Source organism: Achromobacter sp. NPDC008082 (assembly GCF_042957345.1).
In the GTDB taxonomy this organism is placed as follows: domain Bacteria; phylum Pseudomonadota; class Gammaproteobacteria; order Burkholderiales; family Burkholderiaceae_B; genus Achromobacter; species Achromobacter kerstersii_A.
Genome location: NZ_JBIBIB010000001.1, coordinates 1,266,117 through 1,276,864 on the forward strand (window position 1 = coordinate 1,266,117; position 10,748 = coordinate 1,276,864).

The following is a 10,748-nucleotide window of genomic DNA, read 5'->3' on the forward strand; positions in this document are numbered from 1 at the left end:
CTCTACACGGCGGAGCTGGGGGCGGACTAGAAGCGGGCTTGCAGCGACAGTTCAAACGTGCGCGGCGCGCCCAGGTAGAACATCGTCGGGCTGGCGTTGGCCGCGTAGACCTTGTCGGTCAGGTTGCGCACGCGCGCCGTCACGTTCAGGTTGCGGTTCACCCGATGCGACAACGCGGCGTCAAACACCGTGTACGACGGCGCCCACACCGTGTTGGCGGCATCCGCGTAGGCGCGGCCCACGTAACGCGCGGCGACGCTGGCGTTCCAGTCGGGCACGAACGCATAGTCCAGCCACACATTGGCCAGACGGCGCGGCGTGTTGACCGGCACATTGCCATTGCGCGACACGGACACGCCGCCCACCGATTGCGAGAAGTCGTCGTACTGCGGGTCGACAAAGGCCACGTTGCCTTGCAAGGACAGCTTGGACGTCAGCTGCAAACCGCCCGCCAGCTCAACGCCGCGCGCCGACTGCGCGCCCACCGGCACACTCACGCCCGGGTTGTTGGGGTCAGTCGTCGAGATGTGCTTGCGCTTGATCTCGTAAAGCGCCACGGTGGCGGAGCCGCGCCCGTCCCAGAAGTCGAACTTGCCGCCCACCTCGGCCTGCGTGCCGGTGGTGAGCTGATCGTTATTCAGCACGTCGGCAAACGATGCCGTGGCCAGCAGGCCCGACGGAGGGTCCGCCGCCGTGGCGTACTGCGCGTACAGCGACGCTTCGGGGCTGACCTGCCAGTTCACGCCCAGCCGCCCGGTCAGCGGCGAATAGCTGCGCGACGCGCTGGCGGGTGCGGCGGCGGTGACGGCGCGGCGGTTGGTCAGATCCAGGTCGATGAAGTCCTTGCGCAAGGCCGACACGATGGCCACGCCGGGCAGCACTTCGGTGCGGTTCTCCAGCGTCATCGCAACGGTGCGGATGCGGTTGTCGCGGTCGGCCTTGTGGCCGCGCGTCATGCCAGGGATGCCGTAGAAATCGCCCGGTGAAAAGTCATAAGGGTCCACGGCGTCCACTTGCGCGGGCAGGCTGGTGGGAAAGCGCGTGACCTTGTTCACGCTGATGTCGGCGCCAAACGACCAGTCGCTGGGCAGGCCGGCCACGGAAGAACGCACCAGCCCTTCCACACGGTTGCCCACCAGCCGTTGCTCGTGACGCTGCAACAGGGCGCCGGAGCGCTGCACCAGCGTGTTGCCCGTGTTGAAGCGGTAGGTTTCCAGGTTGCGGAAATCGCGCTCGGCCTGGTAGTAGTACAGCGTGTTCTTCATCGTCACGGCCGAACTCGCGCGCCATTCGGTCATGGACCGCGCCCACCACACCGTCTGCTCGTACAGCCCGTCGTTGACGTTGTAGTTCTTGAAACGCGTGCCATCCATGATGTGGCCCGCGCCTTGCACGACGCCCTGCGCGTTCGTCATCAGCGGCGTGCCCCAGTACGGGCGGTCGACCTGTTCGCGCTGATATTCGAACGCGAAGGTTTGGGTCACGTCGCTGCCCAGGTCGGACAATACCGACGCCGCAATCTGGCTCGCGTGCGAACGGTTGCCGTCCACCCAGCCGTGGCTGGAACCGGTGTTGGCGTCGATGCGCAGGTAGTTGCCACGCCCGCCGGCGTCGCCCGACAACTGCTGGTTCACGCCTACGGACAGCTGACGGCTGTCGTAGGAACCCAGGCGCAACTGGCCGTCATAGAAGGTGTCGCGCTCGGGCAGCTTGGTGACGTAATTGATGGCGCCGCCCACCGCGCCCGCGCCAAACAGGAAGGTCGACGGGCCGCCGATGGCTTCCACGCGGTCATAGATCCAGCTGTCCACCGGACGCCCGGCGATGGCGTCGTATTGCACCGAAATGCCGTTGAACAATTGCGACACCTGGCCGCCCGAGAAACCCCGGTAGCTGACCGCGCCAGCGTTGCCGGGGGGCGATGCGTTGTCCACGCCGGGTATGCCGCGCGCAATCTCTTGCGTGTTGAGCGAGCCGCGCGCTTCGATCTGCTCGCGCGAGATCACGGTGACGCTGGCAGGCGTTTCGCGCAAGGTCAGGCCCAGGCGGCTGCCGGTGCTGTCGCGCGCGTCCAGGTTGACGGGGCCGTTGGGCGCGGGGTCAACGTGGCCCGCGCCGTAGACGGTGGTGGCCGACAAGGTTTCCACGGCGGGTTCGGCGGTCAGCGCGTGGGCGGAGCCGCTGGCAAGCACGCCAAGCAGCAAGGAGTAGATCGTGGTGTGTTTCATGTCTGAAGCCGGCGGGCCGGCGCACGGACCCCGCGCCCGGCCTGAACACAGGCGAGGCGCAGCGGGCCACAAGGGTCTGGATGACGGCACGGCCGCCCGCGTTCAAGCAGCGGGTAGGGGACGTGCAAAATGGGACGCGACGGGCGGGCGCAAGCGTGCCGTCGTCAGACGGCAGATGCGCGCCGGGTCAGTTCGCGGGGGGCGCGCGCGGCTGGGCCGCGCTCCAGGCATGAAGGGGGGCGGCCGCCAGGAAGAACAGCGGCGGATACGTGATGGCGCGGCCCACGGGTGCAGGCACGACCGGCATGTTGGTGGGCAGGATGCCGACGTCTGCGTGCGGGTTGCGGCACAGCGGGCAATGATGGCCGTCGGCGTGGGCGTCGGCTTGAGTCGAGTCTTGGGCGTCGTGGCTGTCGTGGGGAATATCCAGCGTGACGGCGCCGTGCGTGTTGCCGTCGCCTTCGCTTGCGCAATAGTCAACGGTGATGCGATGGATGTGATGGCCGTCCGGAGACAGGCTCAGTGCTTGCGCGATCGACGGCGCCAACGACGCCCACAGGATCGCGGCAAGCGCGATCCATAGCGAGGGGCGGGTCAGGAAAGTAGCGAAGCACATGGAGCCGGATTATATCGGAGCAGATTTGAAATCCGCCCAAAATCTCAAGGAAGGCTTAAGCGCCCGCCTCTGGCCCCGTGTGCGAAGCGGCGCGGCCCGGCCCCCGTGCTAAGCGCAGCGGCCCGGCCCCTGACGCCTACACCGATAGATGCCGGCGCACGTCATCGCCGTCAATCGCGCTGCGGTCGCCGCGGGCCACCACTTCGCCGCGCGACATCACGACGAACTGGTCCGCCAGCTCGCGCGCAAAATCAAAATACTGTTCGCACAGCAGGATGGCGATGTCGCCGCGTGCGCGCAGCATGTGAATCACGCGCGCAATGTCCTTGATGATGGACGGCTGGATGCCTTCGGTGGGCTCGTCCAGGATGATGAGCTTGGGTTCGGCCACCAGCGCCCGCGCAATCGCCAGCTGTTGCTGCTGCCCGCCCGACAAGTCGCCGCCACGCCGCGACAGCATGCTTTTCAGCACGGGGAACAGCTCGAACACTTCTTCCTTGATGCGGCGCGCGCGCGAGGCGGGTTGGGTCGCCATGCCCATCAGGATGTTCTCTTCCACCGTCAGCCGCGCGAAGATGTCGCGGCCTTGCGGCACATAGGCCATGCCGCGCGCGGCGCGCTGATGCGGCGCCAGGCGCGTGATGTCGGCGCCATCGAAACCGATATTGCCGCTGGCCACCGGCAGCACGCCCATCACGCATTTCAGCAGCGTGGTCTTGCCCACGCCGTTGCGGCCCAGCAGCGCCAGGCATTCGCCCTGGCGCACAGATAGCGACACGCCGCGCAGCGTGTGGCTGCCGCCGTAGTATTGGTTGATTGTGCTTACGTCCAGCATCTCAGCGCCCCAGGTAGACTTCGATCACGCGCGGATCGGCCTGCACCTTGCTCATCGGCCCTTCGGCCAACACCGAGCCTTCGTGCAGCACCGTGACTTTGCCGTCGCCCGCAATCTGGTTGACGAAGTCCATGTCGTGCTCCACCACCATCAGCGAATGGCGTCCGCGCAGTTCGTTCAACAGTTCGCCGGTGCGTTCCGTTTCGGCGTCGGTCATGCCGGCGACCGGTTCGTCCAGCAGCAGCAACTGCGGCTCCTGCATCAGCAGCATGCCGATTTCCAGCCACTGTTTCTGGCCATGCGACAGCAGGCCGGCGGGGCGCCAGACCTCGGGGCGCAGCCGGATCAGATCCAGCGTTTCGCCAATCTTGTCGGCCTGCTCGCCTGTCAGCCGTGAAAACAGCGTGGGGCGCACGCGCTTGTCGGTCTTCATGGCCAGCTCCAGGTTTTCGAACACGGTGTGTTGTTCGAACACCGTGGGCCGCTGGAATTTCCGGCCGATGCCGGCGTGCGCAATCTGCGCTTCGTTCAGCGAAGTCAGGTCGATGCTTTGGCCGAAGTACGCGGTGCCGGATGTGGGCCGCGTCTTGCCGGTGATGACGTCCATCATCGTCGTCTTGCCCGCGCCGTTGGGGCCGATGATGCAGCGCAGTTCGCCCACGCCGATGTCCAGCGTCAGGTCGTTTAACGCCTTGAAGCCGTCGAAGCTGACGGTGATGCCTTCCAGGTACAGGATGGCGCCGTGGCTCGTGTCCAGCCCCTTGGGGCTGACGCGGCCGTAGCCGGCGTTGCCGCTGGGGCCGCCATCCAGCATGGCCGATTCGGTGTGCGTGCTGGTCATGCCTTCTTCTCCTGAAAGCGTGCCGCAATGCGGCGGGCCAGGCCGACGATGCCGGTGGGCAGGAACAGCGTCACCAGCACGAAGATCAGGCCCAGCGCATACAGCCAGAATTCCGGCAGCACGCTGGTGAACCACGTCTTCAAACCGTTGACCGCACCCGCGCCGATGATGGGGCCGATCAAGGTGCCGCGCCCGCCGGTGGCGACCCAGATCACCATTTCAATCGATGTCTCGGTCGACATCTCGCTGGGGTTGATGATGCCGACTTGCGGCACGTACAAGGCGCCTGCAATGCCGCACAGCACCGCCGACAAGGTCCAGACGAACAGCTTGAAGCCCAGCGGGTCGTAGCCGATGAAGCGCAAGCGGCTTTCGGCATCGCGCACCGCCGTCAGCACGCGGCCCAGCTTGGATTGCGTGACCATGCGCGCCAGGATCAACGCGCCCGCCAACGCCGCCAGCGTGATCCAGTACAAGGTGGCGCGCGTGCCGGGCGCAGTGATGTCAAAGCCCAGGATGCGCTTGAAATCGGTAAAGCCGTTGTTGCCGCCAAAGCCCGTGTCATTGCGAAAGAACAGCAGCATGGCGGCGAACGTCAGCGCTTGCGTGATGATCGAGAAGTACACGCCCTTGATGCGCGAGCGGAAGGCGAAGTAGCCGAACACAAAGGCCAGCACGCCTGGCACCAGCACGACGAGCAGCATCGCGTACCAGAAGTGTTCGGTGAAGGACCAGTACCAGGGGTAGCTTTTCCAGTCCAGGAACACCATGAAGTCGGGCAGGTTGCTTTGGTAGACGCCGTCGCGGCCGATGGCGCGCATCAGGTACATGCCGTGCGCATAGCCGCCCAGCGCAAAGAACAGGCCATGGCCCAACGACAGGATGCCGGCGTAGCCCCACACCAGGTCCAGCGCCAGCGCGGCCATCGCGTAGCACATGAACTTGCCCAGCAGCGCCACCGCATAGGCCGACACGTGCAGCGCGTGGCCGGGCGGGAAGACAAGATTCAACAGCGGCAGCAAGGCCAGCAGCGCCACGGCAGCGGCCAGCGCCGTCCAGACGCGGCCCGAAAACAGAGGGCGGCGGGCCAGCAGGTTCAGATCGGTCAGCGCGGTCTGTTTCATTCAACGCTCCGGCCGCGGGGGGCGAACAGGCCTTGCGGCCGTTTTTGGACGAACAACACAATGAGCACCAGGATGGTGATCTTGGCCATGACGGCGCCCGCGTAGGGCTCCAGGAATTTGTTGACGCCGCCCAGGCCCAGCGCGGCGATCACGGTGCCGGCCAACTGGCCCACGCCGCCCAGCACCACGACCATGAAGGAATCGACGATGTAGCCGCGGCCCAGGTCCGGCCCCACGTTGCCCAGCTGCGACAACGCCACGCCGGCCAGCCCCGCAATGCCGGAGCCCAGCCCGAAGGCCAGCATGTCCACGCGCCCCGTCGGCACGCCCACGCAATCGGCCATGCGGCGGTTCTGCGTGATGGCGCGCACGAACAGCCCCAGCCGCGTGTGGTTCAGCAGCACCCACACCAGGAACACCACGAACAAGGCGAAGCCGATGATGACGATCCGGTTGTAGGTCAGCACCAGGCCGCCCAGCACCGTGAAGCCGCCTGACATCCAGCTGGGGTTGCCCACTTCCACATTCTGCGCGCCGAACAGCGTGCGCACGCCTTGCATCAGCATCAGGCTGATGCCCCAGGTCGCCAGCAGCGTTTCCAGCGGCCGGCCATACAGCCAGCGGATGACGGTGCGTTCAAGCGCCATGCCCACCAGCGCCGTCACCACGAAGGCCAGCGGCAGCGCGGCCACCACATACCAGTCGAGCCAGCCCGGCAGCCACGCGCGAAACAGCGTCTGCACCACATAGGTCACGTAGGCGCCGATCATCAGCAGTTCGCCGTGCGCCATGTTGATGACGCCCATCAGCCCAAAGGTGATGGCCAAGCCCAGCGCGGCCAACAGCAGCACGCTGCCCAGGCTGATGCCGTAGAACAGATTGCCGGCCCATTCGATCGTGGCCAGATGCCGGTCAATCTGCTTGAGCGCATTGGTGGCGGCTTCGCGCACGCTGGCGTCGGGTTCGGCATACGCGCCATCGCGTTCCTGCGTCAGCGCGGCAAGTGTGGGGCGGAAGGCCGCGTTGCGTGTGTTGCCCAGCAGCTCGACCGCGTGGCGGCGCTTGGCGGGGTCGGCGCTTTTCAATTCCAGATTGGCCTGCGCGATCAACAACGCGTCGCGCACGGCCTCATTCTTTTCAGACGCCAGCGCTTTTTCCAGCATCGGCAAGCGGGCGGGGTCGCCCGTCTGTTGCAGCCGGCGTGCGGCGTCCAGACGTTCGTTGGGCTTGTCCGAGAACAAGCGGGAACCGGCCAGCGCGGCCTCGATGGCGCGGCGCAGGCGGTTGTTGATGCTGACGGTGCCGGCGCCCGAAGGCAGATCCACGGCCGCGCCGGTAACGGGGTCGGTGGCGCGCGCGCCACCGTCGCCGATCACCACGCGCCCGTCGGCGGTGGCATAGAGCTGGTCATTGCCCAGCGCTTGCAGCACCGCCGCCGCGCCGGGCTCGGGCAGTTGGCCCAACGCGGCAATCGCTTGCAGCTTGGCGTCGGTGTCGTCGCCGGCCAGCGGCGCAAGCAAGGCCGGGTCCACGCCAGCGGCTGCCGCGGGCGCGGCCAGCAGCGGCATGGCAAGCAGCCATGCAAGCAGGGAACGACGCAAGAAGTGTGCGATTGCCGCGATGTGCATGGCTGCTTTTCCGCTTAGAGGCCTTGCTTGCCTTCGTTACCGGGGATGTACGGGCTCCAGGGTTGAGCGCGGATCGGGCCCTTGCTCTTCCACACCACGTTGAACTGGCCGTCCGCCTTGATTTCGCCGATGTAGACCGGCTTGTGCAGGTGGTGGTTGGTCTTGTCCATTTCGATGGTGTAGCCGTCAGGCGCGTTGAACTTCTGGCCGCCCATTGCCGCAATCACCTTGTCCACATCGGTGGTCTTGGCTTGCTCGACCGCCTGCTTCCACATGTAGATGCCGATGTAGGTGGCTTCCATCGGGTCGTTCGTCACGACCGTGTTGGCGTTCGGCAGGTTCTTGGCCTTGGCGTAGGCCTTCCACTTCTTGATGAATTCCTCGTTGACCGGGTTCTTCACCGACTGGAAGTAGTTCCATGCGGCCAGGTGGCCAACGAGCGGCTTGGTGTCCACCCCGCGCAGTTCTTCTTCGCCCACCGAGAACGCCACGACCGGCACGTCGGTGGCCTTCAGGCCTGCGTTGCCCAGTTCCTTGTAGAACGGCACGTTGGAGTCGCCGTTGATGGTGGAGATGACGGCCGTCTTGCCGCCAGTGGCGAACTTCTTGATGTTGGCGACGATGGTCTGGTAGTCGGAATGGCCGAAGGGGGTGTAGACCTCGTCGATGTCGCTGTCTTTGACGCCCTTGGAATGCAGGAAGGCGCGCAGGATCTTGTTGGTGGTGCGCGGGTAGACGTAGTCGGTGCCAAGCAGCACGAAGCGCTTGGCGCCGCCACCGTCTTCGCTCATCAGGTATTCGACGGCGGGAATGGCTTGCTGGTTGGGTGCGGCGCCCGTGTAGAACACGTTCTTCTCAAGCTCTTCGCCTTCGTACTGCACCGGGTAGAAGAGCAGGCCGTTCAGCTCTTTGAACACCGGCAGCACCGACTTGCGCGACACCGAGGTCCAGCAGCCAAACACCGCCGCGACCTTGTCCTGCGACAACAGCTGGCGCGACTTCTCGGCAAACAGCGGCCAGTTCGAGGCGGGGTCCACCACCACGGCCTCCAGCTTCTTGCCCATCACGCCGCCGTTGGCGTTGATTTCGTCAATGGTCATCAGCGCGACGTCTTTCAACGACGTCTCCGAGATGGCCATGGTGCCCGACAGGGAATGCAGGATGCCGACCTTGATGGTGTCGTCGGCGGCAAATACCTGTGGCATCCATCCGGACATGGCCAACAGGCTCACGGCGGTCAGTTGCTTAAGGGCTAGTCTGCGTTTCATGGTGACTCCTGGATGGAATGTGCCGGCTTGGCCGGCAGGAACGATCTGAACAACACCCGACAACCTGGACATCAAAGCAAAAGGCATGCCAAGTGCGCGGCAGGGGGTGCGCCGCTGTATGAAGAGGGGGTGTTTACGCGAAGGCGCGCGGCGGGTTTGCGTAGCGGCGTCGCGGTTCAAAACCGTGCCGCATGCACAAAACAGGTGCGTCGCTTGCCCGCTTGCGGTGCGGACGATGGGGTGGGGCAAGGGTGCGGGAACGGGGTCCGGTGGCTGCCGCCCGGGGGTTCCAGAGGGAAAGCGAAAAAGCCCGCCAACATGGCACGGCGATTGCTTGGGTATCCGTACTTGTATACAAGAAAGGATTCCAGCATGAATGCCGCAGCAACGCAGAAAAGCCCCGTCGGTTGGACGATTGCGCAATGGCAGGCCGCCTATCGGGAAGACGGCGCGCAGCCCGAGGTGCTGTTGGCCGCTTATGCGGCCACGCCCGAAGGCCCCGCGGACAACGCCTGGATTCAGCGGGTTGACCGCGCGACGCTGGACGAACAGCTGGACGGCCTGCGTCTGATGTTGGAGGCAGCCGGGGGCGACCTCGCGCGCTTGCCGCTATATGGCGTGCCGTTCGCCATCAAGGACAACATCGATGCGGCCGGCTGGCCCACGACCGCCGCCTGCCCCGAGTTCGCGTACACGCCGGGTGAAGACGCGACTGTCGTGCAGCGGCTGCGCGCGGCCGGCGCCATCCTGATCGGCAAGACCAATCTGGATCAGTTCGCGACCGGGCTCGTCGGCACGCGTTCGCCGCACGGCGCGGTGGCCAACACATTCAACCCCGAGTACGTCAGCGGCGGTTCCAGCTCGGGCTCGGCGTCGGTAGTGGCGCGTGGCATCGCGGCGTTTTCGCTAGGCACCGATACGGCGGGCTCGGGCCGCGTGCCGGCGGGGTTCAACAACATCGTCGGCCTGAAGCCGACCAAGGGCTGGCTCAGCACGGCGGGCGTGGTGCCTGCGTGCCGCACGCTGGATTGCGTGTCGATCTTTGCGCTGACAGTCGCCGACGCCGAACTCGTGGCCAACGTCGCGGGCGGCTTTGATGAGCGCGACCCGTATTCGCGCGCCATGCCGGCCGGCGCATCGCTGCCGTGGCCGCGCGCGCCCAAACTGGCGGTGCCTGCCACGCTGGAATTCTTCGGCGATGCCGAAGCCGCCGCCGTGTTCGAAGACGCCGTGCGCGCGCTGAAAGACACGGGCGCGGAAGTGGAAGCCATTGACTTCACCCCCTTCAATGAACTGGCCGCGCTGCTGTACCAAGGCCCGTGGGTGGCCGAGCGCTTCGCAGCCGTTGAAGCCTTGTGGAAAGCCACGCCGGAAGTCATCAACCCCGTTGTGCGCGGCATTGTCGAGCAGGCGGCGAACTACAACGCCGTGGATGCGTTCAAGGCCGAGTACCGCCGCGCGGAGCTGACACGCCAGATTCATCAAGCCTTGGCGGGGTTCGACGCGCTGGTCGTGCCGACGTCGCCCTCCATCTACACCATTGCCCAATTGCAGGCCGACCCGGTCACGCTGAATTCGCGGCTGGGCGTGTACACCAACTTTGCCAACCTGGCGGACTTGTCGGCGTTAGCGGTGCCGGCCGGCATGCGCGCCGATGGCTTGCCGTCGGGCATCACGCTGATCGGCCTGGCCTGGCAAGACCGCGCGCTGGCGCAGTTTGGCCGTCTGTGGCAAGCGCAGCGCGGCCTGCCGCTGGGCGCAACCGGTGCGCCGCTGCCTGCGGGCGTGGATGCCGCCAAGCCGCCTGCCGACACCGTGCGCGTGGCGGTCGTCGGCGCACACCTGACCGGCATGCCGCTGAACCATCAACTGACCTCGCGCCATGCCGTGCTGGCGGAAAAGACCCGCACGGCGGATGACTACCGCCTGTATGCGCTGGCCAACACCACGCCGCCCAAGCCGGGGCTGGTGAAGTCCGAGTCGGGCGCGCCAATTGAAGTGGAGCTGTGGGACGTGCCCGTCGCGGCATTCGGCGCGTTCGTGGCCGAGATTCCCGCGCCTTTGGGCATCGGCACGCTGGAACTCGAAGACGGCCGGCTGGTGAAAGGCTTCATCTGCGAGCCGCGCGGCCTGGATGGCGCGCGCGACATCACCGCGTTCGGCGGCTGGCGCGCCTACCTGGCCAGCCTTAACGCTGCCCGCTGATCT

General features: G+C 66.0%; 8 protein-coding genes. 1 reads left to right on the top strand and 7 read right to left on the bottom strand.

The genetic code is table 11. From position 1 onward, the window contains the following. Positions 1-26: 26 nt before the first annotated feature. The 7 genes from ACFZAI_RS05625 to urtA all read right to left on the bottom strand — a co-directional run bounded on the left by ACFZAI_RS05625 (position 27) and on the right by urtA (position 8,540). Complete coding sequence (locus ACFZAI_RS05625; protein ID WP_391565981.1) at positions 27-2,228, bottom strand: TonB-dependent receptor; 2,202 nt, start codon at positions 2,226-2,228, stop codon at positions 27-29. A 187-nt stretch (positions 2,229-2,415) separates the two neighbouring features. Then, positions 2,416-2,844: a DUF2946 domain-containing protein gene (locus tag ACFZAI_RS05630; RefSeq protein WP_391565982.1), complete on the bottom strand. Its 429-nt coding sequence runs from the start codon at positions 2,842-2,844 to the stop codon at positions 2,416-2,418. 136 nt (positions 2,845-2,980) lie between these two features. After that, positions 2,981-3,679 (bottom strand): urea ABC transporter ATP-binding subunit UrtE, encoded by a 699-nt coding sequence (gene urtE, locus ACFZAI_RS05635; RefSeq protein WP_391565983.1) that lies wholly within the window; start codon positions 3,677-3,679, stop codon positions 2,981-2,983. 1 nt (position 3,680) lies between these two features. Continuing rightward, positions 3,681-4,520 (bottom strand): urea ABC transporter ATP-binding protein UrtD, encoded by an 840-nt coding sequence (gene urtD, locus ACFZAI_RS05640; protein WP_054422614.1) that lies wholly within the window; start codon positions 4,518-4,520, stop codon positions 3,681-3,683. After that, positions 4,517-5,644 carry an urea ABC transporter permease subunit UrtC gene (urtC, locus tag ACFZAI_RS05645; protein ID WP_391565984.1) on the bottom strand — a complete coding sequence of 376 codons (1,128 nt, stop codon included), beginning with the start codon at positions 5,642-5,644 and terminating at the stop codon, positions 4,517-4,519. The genes urtD and urtC overlap by 4 nt, the downstream gene beginning before the upstream one ends. Next, complete coding sequence (gene urtB / locus ACFZAI_RS05650) at positions 5,641-7,272, bottom strand: urea ABC transporter permease subunit UrtB (protein WP_391565985.1); 1,632 nt, start codon at positions 7,270-7,272, stop codon at positions 5,641-5,643. Before urtB ends, urtC begins: the two co-directional genes overlap by 4 nt. A 14-nt stretch (positions 7,273-7,286) precedes the next feature. Then, positions 7,287-8,540, bottom strand: a complete 1,254-nt coding sequence (urtA, locus tag ACFZAI_RS05655; RefSeq protein WP_391565986.1) for an urea ABC transporter substrate-binding protein — start codon at positions 8,538-8,540, stop codon at positions 7,287-7,289. 372 nt (positions 8,541-8,912) lie between these two features. Here urtA and atzF point away from each other — a divergent pair, with 372 nt between their 5' ends. Then, positions 8,913-10,745 (top strand): allophanate hydrolase, encoded by a 1,833-nt coding sequence (atzF, locus tag ACFZAI_RS05660; RefSeq protein ID WP_391565987.1) that lies wholly within the window; start codon positions 8,913-8,915, stop codon positions 10,743-10,745. The last annotated feature ends 3 nt before the right edge of the window (positions 10,746-10,748 follow it).

Excerpts from the sequence above, each read along its gene's own strand:
- ACFZAI_RS05625 (WP_391565981.1), bottom strand. The coding sequence starts at position 2,228 with ATGAAACACACCACGATCTACTCCTTGCTGCTTGGCGTGCTTGCCAGC.
- ACFZAI_RS05630 (WP_391565982.1), bottom strand. The coding sequence starts at position 2,844 with ATGTGCTTCGCTACTTTCCTGACCCGCCCCTCGCTATGGATCGCGCTT.
- urtE (WP_391565983.1), bottom strand. The coding sequence starts at position 3,679 with ATGCTGGACGTAAGCACAATCAACCAATACTACGGCGGCAGCCACACG.
- urtD (WP_054422614.1), bottom strand. The coding sequence starts at position 4,520 with ATGACCAGCACGCACACCGAATCGGCCATGCTGGATGGCGGCCCCAGC.
- urtC (WP_391565984.1), bottom strand. The coding sequence starts at position 5,644 with ATGAAACAGACCGCGCTGACCGATCTGAACCTGCTGGCCCGCCGCCCT.
- urtB (WP_391565985.1), bottom strand. The coding sequence starts at position 7,272 with ATGCACATCGCGGCAATCGCACACTTCTTGCGTCGTTCCCTGCTTGCA.
- urtA (WP_391565986.1), bottom strand. The coding sequence starts at position 8,540 with ATGAAACGCAGACTAGCCCTTAAGCAACTGACCGCCGTGAGCCTGTTG.
- atzF (WP_391565987.1), top strand. The coding sequence starts at position 8,913 with ATGAATGCCGCAGCAACGCAGAAAAGCCCCGTCGGTTGGACGATTGCG.